This window comes from Enterococcus sp. 12C11_DIV0727, assembly GCF_002148425.2.
In the GTDB taxonomy this organism is placed as follows: Bacteria; Bacillota; Bacilli; order Lactobacillales; family Enterococcaceae; genus Enterococcus_L; species Enterococcus_L lemimoniae.
Genome location: NZ_CP147248.1, coordinates 1376357 through 1398835, shown reverse-complemented (window position 1 = coordinate 1398835; position 22479 = coordinate 1376357). Strand labels below are relative to the sequence as shown.

Below are 22479 nucleotides of genomic sequence, written 5' to 3'. Positions count from 1 at the left end.
AAGGAGGATGGCGATTATGATCAGCGAACTGCGTTTCCCTTTAAAGAAGGATATTTCCCGTAAGATTATTCATATCGATATGGATGCTTTTTTTGCTTCTGTTGAAGAACGGGATCATCCAGAGTTAGTAGGGCATCCGTTAGTGATTGCACGCCATCCTAGTGATACAGGAGGGAAAGGCGTAGTAACTACTGCAAACTATGAAGCCCGTAAATTCGGTATCCATTCAGCCATGAGCGCTCAAAAAGCTTATGAATTATGTCCAGATGCTATTTTTAAACCAGGCAACTATGAGAAGTATTCTGAAATTTCTCAGCAAATTAGAGAGATTTTTCGCCGTTATACTGATATTATCGAGCCAGTATCAATAGATGAGGCCTATCTAGATGTTACGGAAAATAAGATCAACAGTAAATCAGCGATTAAAATCGCTAAATTGATTCAATATGATATTTGGAACGAGTTACATTTAACTTGTTCTGCTGGTGTCAGTTATAATAAATTTTTGGCAAAGTTAGCCTCGGATTTTCAAAAACCTAAAGGGCTAACGGTTGTCATGCCCGATGAGGCTGAAGCTTTTTTAAAGGCGTTGCCAATCGAAGCATTTCATGGAGTTGGGAAAAAAACAGTACCTAAAATGCATGATTTAGGTATTTATACTGGAGAGGATCTGTACAAACAAGATGAGATGATGCTGATCCGTAATTTTGGTAAAATGGGCTATTCTCTTTATCGAAAAGTTCGCGGGATCCACGATTCTCCTGTAAATATCACCAGAGACCGTAAATCAGTAGGGAAAGAGCATACATATGGCACACCACTAACGACTGAAGCGCAAGTAACTGCTCAATTAAGACAATTAGCAGAACGAGTGGAAGAATCGTTAGAGCGAGTCCAAAAGCATGGGAAAACAGTTGTGTTGAAAGTTCGTTATACAGATTATACGACAGTGACAAAGCGTCAGACTTTACCAGAATATATTTCGAAAAAAGAAGAATTGTATTACCAGGCCAACCTGATTTGGGAAGAAGTACTGGGACTTGAACAAGGGATTCGGCTATTAGGGATAACCTTGACGAATCTCGATCCAATGGCTTACGAAAATATGGTATTGCCCCTATGGGAAAAAACAAAAACGGATGAAAATGAAGCGTTGAAGTAACAGCAAATCAAAGCTTAATTTTAGTGATAATTTAATATCTATGCTACTATCTAAGTATTCATAAACCTGAAAGGAAAGAGGCAATGAGCAAAACGATTATGTGGTTTCGTAAAGACCTTCGTTTAGAGGATAATACAGCGTTTAGTAAGATGGTAGAAGATAGTAAATCTGCAGATGAACTTATTTGTATTTTTCAATTGAATCCACTGCAATTTATAGAAGATAGCTATAATCATGCTGCTTTTTTCTATAGCTTAAATAGTTTTTATGAGCATGCGAAAGCGAACGGTGTTTCAATCCATTTCTTATATGGAAACCTAAAAGAAAATTTTACCAATTTAAAAAAGGGCTATCCAGATTGGAGTAAAATCTATTTTAATTCAGATGAACGTGGTTTCGGAAAAGAACGGGATCAGAAAATGATTGAATTTTTTGAGAATAACCAGATTCAAGTATATTCTTACCAAGACAGTCATCTACATGGTGTGCAGGAAATTAAAAAGCCAACTGGAGAAAGTTACAAGATTTTCACACCTTACTTTAAAAAATGGCTGACAATGCCAAAACGCTCATATCAAAGAACCGTGGCTCCGTTAGATTTATTAAAAGAAAGTTCACATCCATTATTTATAGAGGGAGAAAAAAAGTTTAAGCAAATCATTAAAGACATTCATTTACCTTTTGAATATCAATGTGGGGAAGTTGTAGCGGAGAATTATTTAAAAGAGTTTATAAAGAATCACTTACATGAATATCAAGATGGTCGAGACTACCCTTATTCAGATCAAACGAGTAAGTTATCACGTTTTCTAAGAACAGGTGAATTATCTATACGCAAAGTTTGGCATGCTCTTAATGCTGAACCAGATTCCAATGGACGTCAAACTTTTATTTCTGAACTTTGTTGGCGAGACTTTTATAATATGATTTACTCTGAGAATCCCAAACAAAAAACACAAGAAATCAAGGAACAATATCGACAACTGCAATGGAGCTATAATCAAAATTTTTTTGAAAGATGGAAAAAAGGACAGACAGGTTTTCCAGTTGTAGATGCTGGAATGAGGCAGCTAAATCAGACTGGCTGGATGCATAACCGTTTACGAATGATTGTGGCATCGTTTCTAACGAAAGATTTATTGATCGACTGGAGATTGGGAGAAGAGTATTTCCAACAAAAACTGATTGACTATGATGCAGCGAGTAATATAGGAGGTTGGCAATGGGCAGCTTCTACCGGAACAGATGCCGTTCCTTATTTTCGGATATTTAATCCTACGACACAAAGTGAAAAATTTGATCGATACGGTGATTTTATTCGCCAGTTTATTCCCGAGTTAAAAGGTGTATCAAATGAATTTATTCATGAGCCGAGTAAGATGTCAGAAGAGCTTCAAAAAAAGAGTGGTGTAGTTATTGGAAAAGATTACCCCGAGCCGATTGTTGATCACCGTAAGATTCGTGAAGAGGTTCTTACCTTTTTCAAAACAAGCGCTCATTAGAACAAATAAGAGCCCGAGACAAAACTAAAATAGTTTTGTTTCGGGCTCTTTGTATCCGAATAAACGATGGGAGCAGAAGCAACCTCTCTTGTTTAACTTAAAGCAAAGATTCTGCTCCATCAACATAAAGCTCTGTACCTGAAATATTAGCTGAAGCATCGGTGGCTAAAAATAGCACAGATTGAGCAACTTGCTCACTGGTTCCAGTTTCATGTTTCAACGGACGATTCCCTTCTGGAAATTCTACCTTGATTTCAACTTCATCCAGATCAGCTGAGTATTTTGTTTTTCCATTGATTGCCGTATCGATAGCACCAGGACAGATAGCATTTACACGAATGTTATAACGAGCGAGTTCTAAAGCAGCCATTTTTGTAAAAGCCACTTGCCCAGCCTTTGAAGAACTGTAGGCTGAAGCACCGAAGTTATTAAAAATTCGAGTTCCGTTAATAGAACTTGTTATAATGATCGATCCACCGTTTTCTTTCATATGGGGAATCGCAAATTTTGTACATAAAAATGTACTGCGCAAGTTGGTGTTTATCGTTTGATCCCAATCACTGATCGTTAAGGTTTCAATCGGCGCCCAAGTTCCATTGATTCCAGCATTACTGAAAAAGACGTCCAAGCCTTCTAAACTTTCCGTTAATTCATCGATTGCCTTTTTCAAATTAATTTCATCAGTTACATCTACACTTCGGTAATAACAGTCGTAACCATCCTGTTTGAATTCTTTAGAAATAGATTCCAAGCGATTTTTATCAGCATCAATCAAGCCAACAACAAAGCCTTTCTCAATAAATAATTTTGCAGTAGCATAGCCAATTCCTGAAGCAGCTCCTGTGATAATCGCCTTTTTAGTAGCAAACGAACTAGTAGTCACAATCTTTTTCCTCCTAATCAACTTTGATGAGTTCTATTTTATTGTAATATACCACTAAAAGATGAGCTAATGATTTGATTAAACAAATAGATAGAAACAAAACCCAACATAGTAATCAGAAAGTTTCTGTTACTACGTTGGGTTAAATACTAGATAAAAAGTCCTTTTTTTATTTGTTCATATGCTTGTTGTGCATCATGACATTTGTTCCAAATTACGGCTTGACCACTAGCTAAAGATTTCTTGACATCAAGAATCCGTTGATTACTACTACCTCTGAATTGGAGATTTAGGTTCTTTTTGGACAGTTCAAACCGTCCATCTACTAAAATATCGATTTTACTCAATAGCTCCAGTTTATCATCAGACTCTAGCAATAGTTCCTCAAATGTATAACCAGACCAAGACCAAATATCTTTTTTAGTCCCAAATTCTTGATGCACTCGATCAACGACAGTCAAACAAACTTCTGTATTTAAAAAAGGTTCTCCGCCTAGTAAGGTCAGGCCTTGTACATAATCATGAGATAAATCTTCAATGATTTTCTCTTCTAATTCTTTTGTAAATGGTTTGCCATAGCGAAAATTTTGAACTGCCTGATTGAAGCAACCTTCACAAGCAAACAAACAGCCACTGACATAAAGACTATTTCGTACACCTTCGCCATCTACAAAATTAAATGCCTTATAATCACCAATATAATTTTGGCTGAGTTCTTCTGCTAGCCATTCTTGTGGTTTAGGATTTCTCATTTTTAGTCATCCTTTCAAATAAAAACGATGTCTGCAACTTAATGCAATACACATCGCTTTTTTTATTCTGTGTTTGGAATCAGCGGATTGTTCTGTTTTTTATTTAATCTAGCTGCACGAAACAACTCTTCAGAAAAAAGACAAATATTGCTAGTGACAAAAAGCGTCACAATCAATATTTCCTATTTTTCAGTCAGAGCTAACCAGTTCGTTCCGCTTTTTATTTCATATGTTTCACTCGTGAAGAGATTTCTTTATGTCTTCCATGTACCATTGGGCGGGCTTGGGGGTTGCCTAGGTATCCGCAGGTACGTTTCACAACATCACATGATTTTGGATCGTGATTGCCGCATTGTGGGCATTCGAATCCGCGTTCTGTTGGGTGGAAATCTCCTTCGAAATTACATTCATAACAATGGTCGATCGGTGTATTAGTTCCTAGATAGCCAACACGATCATAGGCATAATCCCAAACAGATTCCAAAGCTTTCGGATTTTGTTGTAAGACTGGGTATTCGCAATAGTGGATGAAACCGCCAGAGCAATATTGTGGATAATCTTTTTCAAAATCTAGTTTTTCAAATGGTGTTGGATTTTTACGTACATCATAATGGAAACTGTTTGTGTAATAGTCTTTATCTGTGATATTTTCGACAATTCCAAATTTTTCAGTATCTAGGCGGCAGAAACGGTCAGTTAAGCTTTCACTTGGTGTTGAATAAACACTAAAATGATAACCATATTCATTGCCCCAGTCATCTGCATGAGCTTTCAAGTCTTTTAAAATCGCAAGTGTAAAGTCTTTCGCCTCAGGATTCGTTTCCCAGTCTCCGCCGTAAAAAGCAGAAGCGACTTCATATAAACCAATATAGCCTAGTGAAACAGTTGCCCGTTTGTTTTTAAATAATTCATTGACAGATTCTTTTCGAGACAAACGTTTACCAAATGCACCATACATATAAAGAATCGGTGCATTGGCTGGTGTGGCTTCTTTACAACGTTCAACACGATAGACTAAAGCATCTTTCATTGTATTTAAACGCTCAGCTAAAAGTGTCCAGAATCTATCAACATTTCCCTGTGCTTCCATTGCAATTCGAGGTAGGTTTAAAGTGACTACCCCTAAATTCATACGGCCGACATTGATTTCTTCGCCATTTTCATCTTTCCATCCTTGCAAGAAAGAACGACAACCCATCGGGACTTTGAAACTACCTGTCAAATCGATTAATTTATCATAATTTAAAATATCAGGATACATTCTTTTTGTAGCACATTCTAATGCAAGTTGTTTCACATCATAGTTTGGGTCTGATTCGTTTAAATTAACACCACGTTTTAAAGTGAAAATCAATTTAGGAAAAATTGCTGTTCTATGTTCACTACCTAAACCTTTGATACGGATTTGTAAAATCGCTTTTTGAATCTCGCGTTCAAACCAATTTAGACCTAATCCAAATCCCAAAGAAGTGAATGGAGTCTGTCCGTTTGAAGTGAATAAGGTATTGATCTCATACTCTAAGCTTTGCATGGCATCATAAATGTCTTTTTGGGTTTTACTCTTAGCATAAGCATCTTGACGATCAGCACCATCGATCCATTCTTTAGCATCTACTAAATGTTTTTGATAATTTAATTCAGCAAACGGTGCTAATAGTTCATCCACACGATCAGCAGAACAACCACCATATTGACTAGAGGCGACATTGGCTATAATTTGTGAGATTTGAGCAGTTGCTGTTTGGATCGATTTAGGTGACTCAACTTCAGCATTACCGATTTTGAATCCATCGTTCAACATCCCTTTGAAGTCAATCAAACAACAGTTGGTCATCGGTGTATATGGATGGTAGTCTAAGTCGTGATAGTGGATATCACCTTTTTGATGTGCATTGGCAACATGAGGAGGCAACATTTTAAGTCCAATCGACTTACCGACGATCCCAGCCGTTAAATCGCGTTGCGTGTTGAAAACATCACTATCTTTATTGGCATTCTCGTTAACGACTGATTGGTCTTTGTTGATTAATTTACTGATTGTGAAATTGATATCTGTAGCTTTACTCCGTTCAAAATCTCGACGAGTGCGGTAGTTGATATATTCTTCTGCCAATTCATATTCATTTCTTGCTAGTAAAATATGTTCAACGATATTTTGGATTTCATAAATTTTGACATCTTCTGCAAAACGATCTGAAATTTCTTGATCGATTCTTTCAACGATTTCTTGAATGCGTTCATGTGCAAGCGGGTCTAAAGAACCACGAATTTTTTGTTCAGCCTTGATCAAAGCATCATAAATTTTTCGATCATCAAAATCTACTAGCCGACCATCTCTTTTAACGATTTTAATCGTGTGTAAGGCTGAACCAGTAGAACTCACTTCATTATTAGCTTGCTTAATATCCATCATTACTGCACATCTCCTCATAGATTTATTTCTTCCTTATGATAAAACAATCAATAGAATCTTTCAACTATATATAGTGTGAAATTTAATTTTTAATGCCTTTTAATAACTACATATAGTGTTTGTGGGGGATGAAAAAAACTGTGAAAACAACTCCCTAAAAGGTTTGTGGAAATTGTCACAACGTTTTGGCTTGGAAAAATAAATGATTGATGGATCTTTTTTTATTATTACTTAATTGTAAGAGGAAACGATGTTCAGTTGGATAAAATATTGGTAGAATAAGGATAACGAATAAACTGGAGCGAAATCTATGACAAAAATTTTAGAAGTAAATCATTTAAGTAAATCATATGGGTACCGAAGCAATAAGGTTCAAGTTTTGAATAATATATCTTTTTCTGTAGAACAAGGAGAGTTTGTCGGGATCATGGGACCTAGTGGTGCTGGTAAGTCGACATTACTCAATACGATTTCCACGATTGCATTGCCTACGACTGGAATGGTTCGAATAGATGGTCAAGATATATTGAAGATGCGCGATGGTAAAATCAGCGATTTTCGACGTAAGAAACTAGGGTTTATTTTCCAAAATTTCAATTTAATGGATACATTAAATGTAAAAGATAATATTTTATTGCCATTGGCTGTTGATCGTATGCCTCTATCAGAAATGGAGCAACGGTTGGCTCATGTTGCTGATATTTTAGGGATCGACCAATTGTTAAGTAGTTTTCCTAATGCAATCTCAGTTGGACAAAAACAGCGAGTAGCAGCAGCACGCGCACTGATCACTAAACCTAAAATTATTTTTGCAGATGAACCAACAGGCTCTTTGGATTCTAAATCAGCTGCAGAACTACTTCAATATATGACGAATATGAATATACAAGACGATGCTACGATCATGATGGTTACCCATGATCCTTATACTGCAAGTTACTGTAATCGGATTTTGTTTATTAAAGATGGTGTCTTTTTTTCAGAGGTAGTTCGTCAAGGTTCTAGAAAAGAGTTTTTCAATCGGGTGATCGATATGCAGGCAACGATTGGCGGAGGTGGCCGAGCGAATGATTTTTAATTTGTCTTGGAAAAATTTTAAAGGACAATTTCTTAATTACCTTGTTTATTTTGTTAGTATGACATTTGCTGTTGTTGTCTATTATTGCTTTAATGCGATTACCTATAATAGAAATCTAACGAATAGAGTTGGACAAGAGATTCATATCGATAGTGCGATGAATTTAGGTGGTATTTTAGTCGTAGTCATGATTTTAGGATTCATGTTTGCTGCGAACCACTTTTTTCTTTTAAAAAGAGGAAAAGAAATCGGTCTGTATCACTTAATTGGCATGCGCAAAGAACAAATATCTTTTCTGTTTTTTATTGAAACGTTGATTTTGGGTGCTATATCATTAGTTACTGGTCTGATTCTTGGCGTTATTTTTTCTAAATTATTTTCAATGATTTTGGCCAAAGCCATGTTTTTGCAAGTAGAAAGTCTGTTCTATGCGTCAATTCCATCCATGATACAAACAGGGATTGTTTTTGTTTTTATGTTATTGGCAGTATCATTTCGAAGTAGTTGGCTGATTTATCGTTATCAAGTCTCAGATTTACTTAGTAAAACAAAGAAAAGAGCGGCCAATTCAAATAACTTGTCTGTTCTTGAGATTGGCTTAGGTGTTTTAGGGATCGTGTTTATCCTGACAGGCTATATTTTATCGTATAATGTGATCCGTTTTGCAACCTTTTTGATGAAATTAGTGTTTGGTTTTGCAGGGTTCTTGATTGCACCAGTAGCGATTATGTTGATTTGTATGGTAGGAACGTATTTATTTTTTAACTATACAATGAACTTAGTTGTCTATCTATTTGGAAAAGATAAGTTCAACTATTATCGAAATTTAAACATGTTAGCCTTAGGTAATACCAAGAAACATGTTAGAAGAAGCGGCAATACGTTATCGTTTGTGACAATTTTTATTGCAATTGCCTTAGGGATGATCGGTGGTGCGGCCTCTTTTTATACAATTGGGATGAACTCTGTAAATATTACAGCACCAACAGATTTTATTGTTGCACAAGATGATTTTGAGAAAGTAGCGCAAGTAATCGAAAATAAAACGGATACAAAAATAGATTCTCTCGTCAAATTGAATTATAAGTTGACGGGTAGTCGATTTCATCTTAAAATTGGACAGGACACTGAGGAAAATAACATAAGCCCAATAAACATCTTAGCACTTTCAAACTATCGAGAATTTCAAAAAATAAATCCATATTTAAAAAAAATTGAGCTACATAATAAGCAAGACATCGTCATTTTGGATAGTATTCAAAATATTTTAGGCGGATTTATCCGCTATGGTTCTGATTTTACATTGTCAGATGGAATCAAGCTTCATGTTTCAGATGTACGCGCGGATTTTTTGGGACAGGATTTATTGAGGTATAGTTTCCCCACAGTGGTTGTATCGGATGAGCAGTTCAAGGAGATAAATTCAGGAATCTCCTATACATTAAATGCTTTTAATGTTCATACGAATGATGAAGAAGAGTTGGTCAATAAGATATCTGAGAAGGTAAAACCTAAGTGGATCGCTCCTGTATACTATAAATATCAATGGGTCGATAATCAGTTGCTAGGTTATACAGCTAAAACAAGTCAGAAGGCAGAAAATGAGCAATCTAAAGAGTATTCTGAGGATGATGAACAGGAATATTGGCAGTTAAATTACACAAATCGCTTTTCAGAATTGAGGTATAACAGAAGAGCAATGGGATTATTCATCTACGTAGCGATGTTTTTAGGTGTGTTGGCGTTGATCATTACGGGGAGCATCTTGATGTTACAGCAATTTTCAGAAGCTGAAAAAGAGAAAGAAAATTATGATTTATTAAAGAATATTGGGATTCCTAAAAAAGAAATCACAAAACTTGTTTACCAGCAAAACAGTATTATCTTCTTTCCACCAATGATTATTGGAGTATTGCATGCAACATTTGCGATTTACGTATTTAGTAAATTTATTTCCAGTTCAGGCTATTGGTTGGCTTATCTGTCATGTGGACTATTGATCTTGATCTATCTAGCGTATTATTTTTTAACATCAGCAATCTATTCTCGTATTATCCATGGGAAATATCGACAATAACTTAATATTTTTTTAAGTAAGTAGTTATCGCTCTAAAAATGAGGAAACTAAAAAAAGTGTTGAAAACAGTTAGTTCTTATGCATGAAAGTGGGGAGAACAAAACCTTTATCCTTTTGTTCTGCCCTCTTTTTGTTGGAAGTGACAAAACTGTTAGCAGCAAAGTGTACTTTATTTGCAAATTTTGTTTCTTTTATTAGTGATTTTGATTACAATAACAGTACAAAAATTATGAATTTGGAAAAAATTTGGAGGCTTAAAATAGAATGAAAGCATTTTTTAACCAACCTAATGTGCAATACTGGGGGAAATTTATTGGAAAGACCGTGTTTTATTTTGGGATTCTCTTAATGTTGATTTATTTATATCATTATAAAAATATTGACGGCGGTACATTTATTTATAACGAGTTTTAGGGAGGAAATACTTCATGACGATTTTAAATATTATTGAAGCAATCGATCGTTGGGGGATGAAGGAGCCAAACCGTCCCGTTTATATTGAAACCAATCGAACGTATACTTATGGTGAGTTGAAGCAAGACTCAGATGCAATTGCTAGATATTTGCAAAAGAACATAGGCCGAGGTCGTCCAGTCGTGGTTTATGGCGAATTAGAATTTGAAATGCTAGCTTGTTTTTTAGGTGCATCCAAAGCTGGTCACGCTTATATACCAATCGAGGCCCATACGCCAGAAGAACGAGTTGAGATGATTCTAGAAGTTGCTGATCCGGCAATGATTTTTGCAGTTAAGGATTGGCCAGATATTGAAACGGATGCTGAAATTATTTCAATAGATAAACTTAACAACATCTGCTCAGAATTAGAGACTGTAAGTAGTTTGGAACCAGTTGTTGGGTCAGAAACCTACTATATTATTTTTACCTCTGGAACAACAGGTTTACCAAAAGGGGTTCAAATCAGTCATAATAATCTTTTAAGTTTTGTTAATTGGGAATTGACAGACTTTGAGATCACTGAAGGCATGCGCTTTTTATCTCAAGCCCCATATTCATTTGACTTGTCAGTGATGGATTTATATCCAGCTTTGACCTCAGGGGGTTCATTAACACCGATGGCCAAAGAGGTTATTAATGATTTTAAACAACTATTTACGTTATTACCGACATTAGACATTGAAGTTTGGGTTTCAACACCATCCTTTATGGATATTTGTTTGATGGAACGGACCTTTGACGGAGAGCATGTTGATAGCTTAAAGGTTTTTCTATTTTGTGGTGAAGAACTGCCTAAAGCAACGGCACAAAAATTAGTAGACCGTTTCCCTCAAGCACGTATTTTTAATACATACGGTCCGACAGAAGCAACTGTCGCTATATCTGGTGTAGAAGTCACCCAAGCGCTTTTGGATGAATATAGTCGTGTACCAATCGGCCGTGTAAAAGACGACACAACAGTTTACATCATGACGAATGATCAGGAGGTTTCAACTGGAGAAGTGGGAGAAATCGTAATTGCCGGACCAAGTGTTTCTAAAGGCTATCTGCATAATCCAGAAAAAACAGCTGCCGCCTTCTTTGAGTACAATGGTCAACCAGCGTATCGCACAGGAGATGCTGGTAAGCTCGTCGACGGTATGCTGCTTTATGATGGTCGAATTGATTTTCAAGTAAAACTTCATGGCTATCGAATCGAGCTTGAAGATATTGATCATCATTTGGCTGGTGTTTCTTATGTTAAACAGGCTGCTGTTGTACCGAAATACCAAAATCATAAGGTTCAACAGTTAGTAGCCTTTGTGGTAGCGAATCCTCATGATTTTGAAAAAGAATTTAAATTAACGAAAGCAATTAAAGAAGAACTCAGTTTATCGGTGATGGATTATATGATTCCTCAAAAATTTATCTATGTTGAACAATTGCCGTTGACAGCGAATGGAAAGATCGACCGTAAAGGGTTGATGAATGAGGTGAATGCAACATGATCGACTTTCCTCACATGATTCCTTATGCGAATCCGATTTATTTTATTTATCTATTGATTGCTCTGCTACCAATGATCCTTACTTTATTGATCAAAGGGAAGCGTTGGGCTTGGTATCAAGTTTTAGTTACATTATTGTTCTTATACATGAGCTTTGGTGGGGAGGATTGGAAACAAGGTGTAGCTTTGATCGGTTATGTTATCTGGCAGACGATTTTAGTTTGGTTTTATTTTCATTACCGTCAAAAGAAAAATGCTAGTCAAGTTTTTTACCTTGCTGTATTTTTGGCTATTTTACCATTGGTTTTAGTTAAAGTTGTTCCTTTTGTTTCAGGACATGCCTCCTTATTGGGCTTTTTAGGAATTTCCTACTTGACCTTCAAGTCTGTACAAATCATCATGGAAATGCGCGATGGTTCGATTAAAGAATATAATATTTTTCGATATATCGAATTCCTGTTATTCTTTCCAACGATTTCGTCTGGACCAATCGATCGTTATCGTCGTTTTGAAAAAGATGTAGAGAATCCGCCAGCACCAGAAAAATATGTCGACTTTCTAGGAAAAGGGATCCATAATTTCTTTTTGGGTTTTTTATATAAATTTATTATTGGCTATTATTTTGGTCAAGTGTTGATGCCTGTTGTGGCTAAGATGGCTGTGAAAACGGGTGGCTTTTCTTGGGAGCTTGTAGCTTACATGTATATATATAGTATGTACCTATTCTTTGACTTTGCTGGTTATAGTTTGTTTGCAGTTGGAACAAGCTATTTGATGGGCTATGATACGCCAGTCAACTTTAATAAGCCTTTCTTAAGTTGGAACATCAAGGAATTTTGGAATCGTTGGCATATGACATTGTCTTTCTGGTTCCGTGATTATATTTATATGCGATTAATGTTTACTTTGATCAAGAAAAAAGTGTTTAAGAGTCGGATCGTCGCTTCAAATGTTGGTTACTTTGCGTTATTCTTACTGATGGGTGTGTGGCATGGCTTAACATGGTATTACCTAGCGTATGGATTCTATCATGCTGCTCTGATTTGTTTGACCGATGCTTGGCTACGTTTTAAGAAAAAAAATAAAGAAAAAATTCCATCTAATAAATTTACGCATGCTTTGGCGGTTTTCTTAACGTTTAATGCCGTTTGTTTTAGTTTCTTGATTTTTTCAGGATTTTTAGATACATTGTTCTTTAAATAAAAAATAGTTATTGCTAAAAAATAAAATAACCTACAGCTGAAAACTGTACAAGATAGAGGAGAATGACATATGAACTTAGAAGAAACAGTTTTAGATATTTTAGAAGAAATTGCAGGGACAGATGAAGTCAAAGAAAATAGAGATGTAGATTTATTTGAAGAAGGATTGATGGATTCGCTAGCAACAGTTCAATTATTAGTTGAACTTGAAGGCCAACTTAGTGTACAGGTACCTGTTTCAGAATTTGACCGCGATTTATGGAACACACCAAATAAAGTTATTGAACAAGTGAAAGCACTACAATAATGAGTATGAAGAAAAAAATCTTTGCCATCTTTGGACCGATCTTGATTTCTGCGGTTCTACTTATCGCTTTCTTCTTTGCACCATTTAAAATAGATTTAGATAGCAAACGTGTTTTAGCAGATGCCTCTACATCTATGGCAACAAATGTATTAAGAGGGAATGCGATCAAAAATAAAGCAATCGGTTCAAAGGAATACGTTCCATTTTTTGGCTCATCTGAACTGAGTCGAATCAGTCCATTTCATCCAACTGTTTTAGCCGAGAAATACGATCGAAATTACCGCCCGTTTTTATTAGGAGCACCAGGTACTCAATCGTTAACACAAGCATTAATGATGCAGTCGATGGGGAAAAATCTTGCGCATAAAAAAGTCGTTTTTATTATTTCCCCACAGTGGTTTGTTAAAGATGGCGTGACCAATGACTATTTCAATGCCTATTACTCTGAATTGCAAACCTATCAATGGGTTAGTGACTTAGAAAAAGTAACAGATGACGATCGGTATCTTGCCGAACGTTTAATGGATTTCCCAAAGGTAAAAGAAGATAAACGGTTAGATCGTGCTTTAAAAGCGATTATCTCTGGAGAACTGCCAAGTAGTTCAGATAAGCAGTATATCAATCTAATGCTTAACATGTTTTCTCGTGAAGATGAATTGTTTGGGAAAATCGGGATGGTTAATAAAGATAAGGCGATTAGAAAAGCTGAGAAGCGTTTGCCGACAACGTATAATGTAAGTGCCTTAGATCAATTAGCGACTGAAATTGGTCAAAAATCGACTAATAACAATCCGTTTGAAATATCTAATCCATTTTATGATAAACGAGTGAAAAAGAAATTGAAATCCTTGGAAAATTCACAAACGAATTGGGATTATCGTTTTTCTCCTGAGTTTTCTGACTTGCAATTGGTCCTTAGTCAATTGGCACAAGACAATGCCGAGGTCTTGTTTATTATTCCACCAGTGAATAAACATTGGACCGATTTTACAGGACTCTCTCAAGAGATGCTGCAAGGTTTTGCTAAAAAGGTGAAATACCAATTAACAACGCAAGGATTTAATAATATTGCAGATTTTACCAAAGATTGTGATACCCAGTACTTTATGGCTGATACAATCCATTTAGGTTGGCGTGGTTGGCTAGCAGCTGATCAGCGAATTCAACCATTTTTGGAAACAAGTTCAACTAAGGTGCCAAGTTATCATCTTGATGGATCCTTTTATTCAAAAGATTGGCAACAAAAAGCACCAGCTGACTTGAAATAAGAAATAAAAATAAAAATAAAAGTATGATTGTTTTTTTAAAACAATTATGCTTTTTATTTTACAATTATATTATGGAATATTGTGATTTCATCTATTAAAATGAAAAATATATGGTAAAATACTAATAGTTATATGTTTTTTTAATAAAATGAAAAGAGGGAAATGATGAAAAGACAGAAATTTTGGATAGTAATGGTGTTACTATTAATGATTGCTAATTCTTTGATTCCTGTTGTTAGTTTTGCTGAAACATTTTTATCTGAAAACACTTCGGAGATTTCGACAAGTACGTCAACAAGTGAAACATTGAACACAGGAATTTCTTCAGAAAGTTCAGAAAGCGCTGTTATAAATGAGACTTCGACAGAGGATACAGTGGATAAGCAGATTGAAGAATCAGTTGTTGCTTCAACGGAAGTACCAGAAAAATCAGTCGAAACTTCAACTAGTGAAGTAAAATTGGAGTCAAAGCAAGCAAAAGTACAACAAACTGAGAATTTAATAACGAATGTTACTTTAACTGATCCTAAAGGCGTAGAATACGATACAACAACCAATCGACCACAAAGACAAGCACCATTAAAGTTGTCCCTTCAGGTTGGAACAGAAAATCAAACAATTCAGGCTGGAACTTATGAATATCAACTACCAGCAGATATTGCAATCTCAAACAACATATCAGGAAGATTAGAGACCGTTGGAAGTTGGACTCTAGATACGACTGGAAAGCTTACTATTATATTTAATGAAACAGTAGTCAATGGAAAATATCAAATCGACATTGAAACTAGTTTTATTCCATACAGCGATGATAGTGATTTACTTAAAACCATTACCTTCTCGTTAGTAAATAACCAAGAAAAAAAATATGAGCTATTATTTAAGCTATCAGGTGAAGGAAGTATTAGCCTGAAAAAAAATAAAAATTTTAATACTGATATCGTTTCAACTGAAATCAAAACAAATATCAATCGACAAACGATTCAGCCAAATGAGAAAATAGTCGTAAAGTCAAAAATTAGTAGAAATGGCTCAAGCGCAATTGAAAATGCATCAGCTTACGTCACTGTAAAAAATGTGAAAGTTTTTGCACAAGACGTTTCTATGGGCGGCAGTTTAATTGGTGAACCTACCTTATTAGGAAGCGAAGATTATACGCTTCAACAAAATAATACTGATTTAGAAGTGATTTTAGCTAAAGAGACGAACAAAGCAGTAATCATGACGTATGAATCTGTTATCAAAGAAGAGTCGATTGCCAATGAAGAACTCTATTATATGGGAACCGAAGCGACGATCTACGGTACGTCACTTTCAAACTATGTTTATTTCCAATACAATCATAATCCTCATATGACCAAAAAAGGCGAATATAATGTGAAAACAAATACGATTGTTTGGACGATCGATTACAATTTAGATAGCACTGAATTAGCATTAGGAACTAAACTCACAGATATTTTAACGGATGAAGTTCCAAATGATCTAACGGTTTCAAATCTAAAAATCTATAATCTTTATGTTTATGGTACTGGCTCGATCAGTTTAGGCGGTCTGGCACCAAGTAATCATTGGGATACCAGTGGATTTGGACAGTACACGACTGATTATATTTATACTAATAATCAAAGTCCTACACCAACAGCAGCTTATCGTTTTGTCTATGAAACAGCCATTCAAAATCCTAGCCCGCGTGAAATAGAAAACAAGGTATCTGATTCATTAGGAAGTGATGATGCAAAGGTCAATTTAGCACCATCAAATATTTCTAAAATTTTAGAAGAAGATTCCTTAGATATGACATCAGGAACAGTGGATTGGTCGATCATCGTCAATAATAAACACTGGGGTATGCAATTTAATCAAATGATCGATCAATTTGGAGAAAGAGTGAAAGAGCTGGTTGACGGATCTGCTGACTTTTACTATTATGCCAAAGGTGATGATAAAACCAAGCATTCTTTAGTTGTTGGACAAGATTATACAATCAATAAAACTAGTTCTGGTTTTACCATAGATATGTTAGGTGTCCATCAAGGCGTTACAACGAATAAATATGTTTTGACTTATACAAGTAAATTCGACAACACAGATATCAAAGTAGGAGACGAATTAAGCAATAAGGTGTCACTTGCCGGTAATGGGAATATTCCAATGGAAGCTTCTGCAACATTCAATATCCCAAGTTTCTTAATGGAAGGCGGCAAGAAAAATGTTAGCTATAACAGCAATGATGGGATACTCACTTGGACGATCGGGATCAATGAAGAACGTCATAAATATAAAAATTTAATTTTAGATGATGACATTGAATCAATTCAAAAATTAGATAAAAATTCAATTGAAATCTTGGCGTTAGATAAGATTGTCAATGAAAATGGCAAAGAAACCGTCATTACTGGAGAAAAAATTCAGCCAGGAGATGACCGTTATCCAACTGTTATGGAAATTAAGGATAGTCAAATTCATCTTGAATTTTCCGCAATCGGGAATAAAAAAGTAGCGCTAAGATACAAAACAGCACCAAGTACAGCACCCATTTCTGATTACTATACTAATTTTACGAATACGGCTAAAATTAGTGATGAGGGCAACTACCCACATGATTTAAAAGCAGAACTACTCGTTGCTTTAGGCATTAATACCTACAAAAGTGGGCGTGTATCAACGGTTGACAATAAACTGGCGAGTTGGATTATCAGATCTAATATTATGCCAGCTAATCGTCCCTATAAAAACTTAGTGTTAGAAGATACATTTACATTAGCTGACTTATCAAAAGCAGAAAATACTAATTTTGTAATTGGGACTGATGCTTTTGTAGTGAGAGATCAATTGACGAATAACGTCTTAAAATTAGGTGAAGACTATGAGATTACCTTTACTTATGACCAAGATCAAAGTCCAGCAGGTTCAGCACTTAAAAATTATGATACGAATTACTTTAAAATCACGTTTAAGAAAGAAACAAGAGGCGTTACTGTAGAATACCAAACGGTTACGACCAAATCAGCAAATGTTCGTAATATAGCAGTTTTTACTAATGACAAGGCAATTAAATCTGATTGGGCAACGGTCAATCATACTGTGACCAGTGGTTCTGGTTCTGGAAAAGGTGTAGGACAGATTCTATTGAAGAAAGTCGACGCACGCACGCAGCAACCATTATCAGGTGCAGTTTTTGAACTGTTTGATAAAGAGAGTCAACAATCGCTAGGGTTGAAAGCTACGTCAGATCAAGACGGAAATGCTGCCTTTCAGTCAGTGGCTGAGGGTGAATATTTGATCAAAGAAATAACTGCACCGGATGGTTATAAGCTATCTGAAAAGTATCAAAAAGGTGTACTATTATCTACTAAATCTGATGATGAAATAAATGATCCAGGTTATGTCACGACCGTTGAAAATGAACCAATCATTACAACTGGTGACATAGAATTGAAGAAAGTCGATCCTGCTGGACACGCTCTACCAGGAGCAGAATTCATTTTATCCCATAGTGAGCAAGATCAGACAACATTTTATCAAGAAAATGAACAAGGTGAACCGAATTGGGTAGCCAATCAAGGAGAAGCGAAAGTATTTACCTCGAATGACGAAGGTTTAATCTTAGTTTCTGAAATGAGTGCGGGAACCTATTCATTTATAGAGACAAAAGCACCAGTAGGTTATCAATTAGATTCAACACCAGTTTCGTTGGAATTAACAAAAGAACAAATCGAATCTGAAATAAAGGCTACAACAAACAAAGTCAACCAATTACTACTAGGATCAATACGCGTAAACAAAATCGATCTGGAAACAAAGCAAGCACTTAGCGGTGCAGAATTTACACTAATTTCCCAAGCTGATCCAGATAAGAAAATTACCAAGACCACCAATGAAGATGGAATCGCAGATTTCAAAGACTTGCCACAAGCAACGTATACACTTGTTGAAACCAAAGCACCTGTTGGCTATCTATTGAAAGAAATTGGAGAAACTATTGAAATTAGTCCAGAGCACTTGAATCATAAAACGACGATAGAAAATGCGCCTCTAGTTGGAGAAATTAAATTCCATCATATAGATACTAATGGCAAAGAAATTGCGAATGATGATGTGATAAACGGAAAAGTTGGGACGAAACAAAAGGTTCAGCCAAAAGAAATCAAAGGCTATCGTTTCAAAGAACAACAACAATCAACCTCTCGACTAAGAGTTAATCTAGATCAACTTTTAAGTACAGATGAAGTTATGTTTACTGAGACACCTCAAACAATCGTTTATGTATATGAACAAGTATCAGTGCCGCCGATTGTTGACCCAACGATACCAAAAGAAATAGATGGAACAAAAATTGAAGGTAAGACAACAAAAACAACGTTACTTGCTAAGACAAAATTACCAAGAACAAATGAACAAACAGGATATTGGTACAGCGTCTTAGGAAATAGCTTACTTATTAGTCTGCTTGGTTATTGCGTTATTTATTACTATAGAAAAAAACAACTAGATTAAAGTAAACGTTTCTTAAGAGATAAGAAAGCGATAGAAAATGTCCACACAGAGGATGTTTCTATCGCTTTCGGTTTAAAAATGGATCAGGTATCATTAGTTTTTCCATTGATGAAAAGAAATGATATAATAGCAATAATGATAATTGCAGGGATGAAGTGTTGTTATCGTGTTTTATTTAGTTACATGGGCTAGCACTACGCTCTGCTCCGATCTCATCAACTCCTATGAGCTAAAGCTCCAAAGATTGAAGGTCTTCGGGAAAAAGATAAAAATAGTTTGTGGTAAAAAGCACCGCAATCTATTTTTCCTATTTTCCTGTCAGAGCTGAACGAGCCGGCTAAGCTTTTGCTTTGAAACATGCCAAGAAACACAATGAAGAAATGAGTTGATGTTGAATGGTACAAGGTGACTGAAAGGAACGTTGCTTCCAACAGTTATTAAGATGTTGAAAAGTACAAGGTGAAGCGGAACGTTGTTACCATATGTTATTTAGCTGCACGGGCTAAACTCTATAAAAAAAGATAAAAGCTATTTGTGACAAGAAGCGTCACAACTATCTTTTCCTATTTTTTTACGAGTTTTAACGAGCCTGTTACACTTTTATATTTAGGAGGGAATATTTTGGAAAAGAATGAAGAACAGTTATTGATAGACCTAACGAATGCAAAGGGCGTTCCTGGTAATGAAGGGGAAGTTAGGGAAGTCTTTAAGCAGTATGCGGAACCTTTTGCGGATAAAATTATGTATGATGGTTTGGGTAGTGTTATCGCGAAACGGGTTGGCGATAAGGAAGGACCAAAAATCTATTTTTCAGGACATTTAGATGAAGTTGGGTTTATGGTTACTCAAATTACAGAAAAAGGCTTTATTAAATTTCAAACACTTGGTGGTTGGTGGGGTCAAGTTATGCTAGCTCAACAGGTACAAATCAAAACAGGTAAAGGTGATTTGTATCATGGTGTAATTGGATCAAAACCGCCTCATGTCTTGACTGCAGAAGCTAGAAAGCAACCATATGATGTTGCGGAGATGTTTATTGATATCGGTGCATCTAGTGATAAACAAGTAGCTGAATGGGGCATCAAACCTGGTGATATGATCACGCCTTACATTGAATATCGCCGAATGAATGATACGAAATTTATGCTAGCTAAAGCATGGGATAACCGTATTGGTACAGCTGTTTCGCTAAGAGTTTTAGAAAATTTGGCAACGGAAGGGCATCCTAATATTTTATTTGCAGGAAGTGACGTACAAGAAGAAGTTGGTTTGCGTGGTGCTCAAACAAGTACACATCTTGTTGATCCAGATATTGCATTTGCACTAGATACGGGAACCGCTGGAGATACTCCTGGTATGACGCCTAAAGAAGCAGATTCTGAATTAGGGAAAGGGCCACAAATCCTGATTTTTGATGCTTCAATGATTCCGCATAAAAAACTACGTGATTTCGTAATCCAAGTTGCCGAAGAGAATAATATTCCGTTTCAATATACTGTGATTACAGGTGGTGGAACGGATGCAGGTAGAATGCATTTGACGCGCAATGGTGTTCCGTCACTAGCAATCACAGTGCCAGTTCGTTATCTACATTCTCATACGTCAATGATCCATGAAGATGATTATTTAAATACGGTTAAATTGGTGACAGAAGTTGTGAAGCGATTAGATAAGGAAATGGTAGAAAAGCTTCGCAGCTATTAAAAAAGAGGTGATTGTTTAAATGAGAAGTCAAATAACAAATACAATGCATCGAGAACAAGCTCGAACAGCTCTAAAAAATCAATGGGGAACCATGGCGTGGATTACATTTTTAGCTGTATTTATCCGCTTTATGATTAGCTCGGTGGTAGGGAGTGTAGCAAATCTACCAAAAGACAGTGCAAGTACTAATATGATGTCTTTTTTACTAAATAACTTTCTATTTTTTGCAATTACTTATGGCACTTACTATTGCGCTTTACAAGTTCTACGTGGCAAAAGAGTTCAAGCAGGCATGCTAACGACTATTTTTCAGGGGAAGTTGTACCTGCCAATGTTATTGATCAACTTGATTCAATATCTTGTTGAATTAGTCTTAAATTTAGTGGTATTGTTACCGGTACTTTTATCTTATGGAACTGCTTTGTATTTTGGATTAATGTTTAATAGGGTGTCTGTCGATCAATTTCAAACGCAAATGGGTGGAGATGTTCTGTTAGCATTATTATTACTGATAGTTGCATTTTTAATGATTTTAGTCGGTGTTTTTGTTAGTGGCGTGTTTCAATTTGCAGTATGGGTAAAACTTGATGATCCTGAACTATCAGTAGGAGATGCCCTAAAATACGCACTTTTCTTGATGAAAGGACGCTTTGGACAATATTTGTTTTTGCAAATTTCATTTATTGGCTGGTTTATCGTAGGGGCATTGGTTTTCGGAATTGGTTTGTTATGGGTAATCCCTTACCATGATGTGGCCGTTGCCAGTTTTTATGATACAGCACGTGAAGAAAAAGGTGCATCAGTAGTAATAGAATAGAAGTAAAAAAGCAGAGTGATTTTTCAGTAGATTGTTCTGTTTTTTTATTGTACAAGTACAAATAATTGTCTGGGTTCTTCTTTTTTATGTTACCATTAAGTGAATAACAATCAAGGAGGTCGATGAAGTTGAAAATAACCGTGTTAGGTTGTTTAGGAGCCTATCCATATCAAGGGCAAGGAACGAGTTCTTACTTACTAGAATCTGATGGATTTCAGTTATTGTTAGATGCTGGTAGCACAACATTAGTCAATTTAGAAGAACATCTTGATCCCTTAACATTGGATGCCGTGATCTTGTCTCATTATCATTATGATCATATTGCTGATTTAGGGGTGCTACAGTATTATCGTCAACTGTATCCAGTCATGGAGCCAACACCTGTCTTACCAATATATGGACATACAGATGATCCAGTTCATTTTGAGGCATTGAATCTGCCTGGTATCTCCGAAGCTGTCCCTTATTTTGAAGCAGAAGAGTTAAAACTCGGACCATTCCTAGTGACCTTTATGAAAACAATCCATCCTGTTCCTTGTTATGCAATGCGTTTTGTTGAAGAAAAAACAGGTAAAATTTTTGTATTCACAGGTGATTCAGGCTATTTGGAAAGTTTTGTTGATTTCGCTAAGGATGCAGATGTTTTTCTGGCAGATACCTATTTATTTGAAGGAAATGAAAAACATCACGCGCACTTTACCTCAAAGGAATCAGGTGAAATCGCCAAAGCGGCTAATGTCAAAAAGCTAATCTTGACTCATTTGCCTCAACATGGTTCACTAGAAGAGTTAAAACAACAAGCAGAAGAAGCAGCAGGCAATCAAGTAACTGTAGGGTTAGCCAAGAGAAACTTAGTTATCGAAATTTAAGGA

Annotated in this window: 16 protein-coding genes; 13 read left to right on the top strand and 3 right to left on the bottom strand. The window is 35.9% G+C overall.

The window, feature by feature from the left end; all coding sequences use genetic code 11:
- Positions 1-16: 16 nt before the first annotated feature.
- Both dinB and A5866_RS06685 read left to right on the top strand, forming a co-directional pair.
- The gene (gene dinB, locus A5866_RS06690; protein WP_086278742.1) at positions 17-1162 is read left to right on the top strand and encodes a DNA polymerase IV; all 1146 of its coding nucleotides are present in this window, start codon (positions 17-19) and stop codon (positions 1160-1162) included.
- 83 nt (positions 1163-1245) lie between these two features.
- Positions 1246-2664, top strand: a complete 1419-nt coding sequence (locus A5866_RS06685; RefSeq protein WP_086444015.1) for a cryptochrome/photolyase family protein — start codon at positions 1246-1248, stop codon at positions 2662-2664.
- A 97-nt stretch (positions 2665-2761) separates the two neighbouring features.
- Here A5866_RS06685 and A5866_RS06680 read toward each other — a convergent pair whose 3' ends face one another.
- The 3 genes from A5866_RS06680 to nrdD form a co-directional block, all read right to left on the bottom strand.
- Positions 2762-3547, bottom strand: a complete 786-nt coding sequence (locus A5866_RS06680; RefSeq protein WP_086444016.1) for an SDR family oxidoreductase — start codon at positions 3545-3547, stop codon at positions 2762-2764.
- Between the two features lie 149 nt (positions 3548-3696).
- Positions 3697-4299 (bottom strand): anaerobic ribonucleoside-triphosphate reductase activating protein, encoded by a 603-nt coding sequence (gene nrdG / locus A5866_RS06675; protein ID WP_086278745.1) that lies wholly within the window; start codon positions 4297-4299, stop codon positions 3697-3699.
- A gap of 220 nt (positions 4300-4519) precedes the next feature.
- Entirely contained in the window at positions 4520-6712 is a 2193-nt protein-coding gene (nrdD, locus tag A5866_RS06670) for an anaerobic ribonucleoside-triphosphate reductase (RefSeq protein ID WP_086444017.1), read from the bottom strand.
- A gap of 310 nt (positions 6713-7022) precedes the next feature.
- On the opposite strand from nrdD, the gene A5866_RS06665 reads away from it, so the two are divergent.
- The 11 genes from A5866_RS06665 (at position 7023) to A5866_RS06615 (ending at position 22476) form a co-directional block, all read left to right on the top strand.
- Positions 7023-7790: an ABC transporter ATP-binding protein gene (locus A5866_RS06665; protein ID WP_086278747.1), complete on the top strand. Its 768-nt coding sequence runs from the start codon at positions 7023-7025 to the stop codon at positions 7788-7790.
- On the top strand, positions 7780-9867 hold the full coding sequence (locus A5866_RS06660) for an ABC transporter permease (protein ID WP_086444018.1): 2088 nt from the start codon (positions 7780-7782) through the stop codon (positions 9865-9867). Before A5866_RS06665 ends, A5866_RS06660 begins: the two co-directional genes overlap by 11 nt.
- A 264-nt stretch (positions 9868-10131) precedes the next feature.
- Positions 10132-10281 (top strand): teichoic acid D-Ala incorporation-associated protein DltX, encoded by a 150-nt coding sequence (locus tag A5866_RS06655; protein ID WP_086278750.1) that lies wholly within the window; start codon positions 10132-10134, stop codon positions 10279-10281.
- A gap of 14 nt (positions 10282-10295) precedes the next feature.
- Positions 10296-11810, top strand: coding sequence for a D-alanine--poly(phosphoribitol) ligase subunit DltA (dltA, locus tag A5866_RS06650; protein WP_086444019.1), 1515 nt, complete (start codon positions 10296-10298; stop codon positions 11808-11810).
- Positions 11807-13012 (top strand): D-alanyl-lipoteichoic acid biosynthesis protein DltB, encoded by a 1206-nt coding sequence (gene dltB / locus A5866_RS06645; RefSeq protein ID WP_086278752.1) that lies wholly within the window; start codon positions 11807-11809, stop codon positions 13010-13012. The genes dltA and dltB overlap by 4 nt, the downstream gene beginning before the upstream one ends.
- A 69-nt stretch (positions 13013-13081) precedes the next feature.
- Entirely contained in the window at positions 13082-13318 is a 237-nt protein-coding gene (gene dltC, locus A5866_RS06640) for a D-alanine--poly(phosphoribitol) ligase subunit DltC (RefSeq protein WP_086278753.1), read from the top strand.
- The gene (gene dltD, locus A5866_RS06635) at positions 13318-14586 is read left to right on the top strand and encodes a D-alanyl-lipoteichoic acid biosynthesis protein DltD (RefSeq protein WP_176332537.1); all 1269 of its coding nucleotides are present in this window, start codon (positions 13318-13320) and stop codon (positions 14584-14586) included. The genes dltC and dltD overlap by 1 nt, the downstream gene beginning before the upstream one ends.
- Before the next feature lie 165 nt (positions 14587-14751).
- Positions 14752-19086 (top strand): SpaA isopeptide-forming pilin-related protein, encoded by a 4335-nt coding sequence (locus A5866_RS06630; protein WP_086444020.1) that lies wholly within the window; start codon positions 14752-14754, stop codon positions 19084-19086.
- Positions 19087-19707: 621 nt separating this feature from the next.
- On the top strand, positions 19708-20790 hold the full coding sequence (locus A5866_RS06625; protein ID WP_086444021.1) for a M42 family metallopeptidase: 1083 nt from the start codon (positions 19708-19710) through the stop codon (positions 20788-20790).
- A 19-nt stretch (positions 20791-20809) separates the two neighbouring features.
- Positions 20810-21607: a DUF975 family protein gene (locus tag A5866_RS06620; RefSeq protein ID WP_086444022.1), complete on the top strand. Its 798-nt coding sequence runs from the start codon at positions 20810-20812 to the stop codon at positions 21605-21607.
- Positions 21608-21735: 128 nt separating this feature from the next.
- On the top strand, positions 21736-22476 hold the full coding sequence (locus A5866_RS06615; protein WP_086445504.1) for an MBL fold metallo-hydrolase: 741 nt from the start codon (positions 21736-21738) through the stop codon (positions 22474-22476).
- Positions 22477-22479: the final 3 nt, after the last annotated feature.

Coding starts and splice junctions, on each gene's coding strand:
- dinB (WP_086278742.1), top strand. CDS start 17: ATGATCAGCGAACTGCGTTTCCCTTTAAAGAAGGATATTTCCCGTAAG.
- A5866_RS06685 (WP_086444015.1), top strand. CDS start 1,246: ATGAGCAAAACGATTATGTGGTTTCGTAAAGACCTTCGTTTAGAGGAT.
- nrdG (WP_086278745.1), bottom strand. CDS start 4,299: ATGAGAAATCCTAAACCACAAGAATGGCTAGCAGAAGAACTCAGCCAA.
- nrdD (WP_086444017.1), bottom strand. CDS start 6,712: ATGATGGATATTAAGCAAGCTAATAATGAAGTGAGTTCTACTGGTTCA.
- A5866_RS06665 (WP_086278747.1), top strand. CDS start 7,023: ATGACAAAAATTTTAGAAGTAAATCATTTAAGTAAATCATATGGGTAC.
- A5866_RS06660 (WP_086444018.1), top strand. CDS start 7,780: ATGATTTTTAATTTGTCTTGGAAAAATTTTAAAGGACAATTTCTTAAT.
- A5866_RS06655 (WP_086278750.1), top strand. CDS start 10,132: ATGAAAGCATTTTTTAACCAACCTAATGTGCAATACTGGGGGAAATTT.
- dltA (WP_086444019.1), top strand. CDS start 10,296: ATGACGATTTTAAATATTATTGAAGCAATCGATCGTTGGGGGATGAAG.
- dltB (WP_086278752.1), top strand. CDS start 11,807: ATGATCGACTTTCCTCACATGATTCCTTATGCGAATCCGATTTATTTT.
- dltC (WP_086278753.1), top strand. CDS start 13,082: ATGAACTTAGAAGAAACAGTTTTAGATATTTTAGAAGAAATTGCAGGG.
- dltD (WP_176332537.1), top strand. CDS start 13,318: ATGAGTATGAAGAAAAAAATCTTTGCCATCTTTGGACCGATCTTGATT.
- A5866_RS06630 (WP_086444020.1), top strand. CDS start 14,752: ATGAAAAGACAGAAATTTTGGATAGTAATGGTGTTACTATTAATGATT.
- A5866_RS06620 (WP_086444022.1), top strand. CDS start 20,810: ATGAGAAGTCAAATAACAAATACAATGCATCGAGAACAAGCTCGAACA.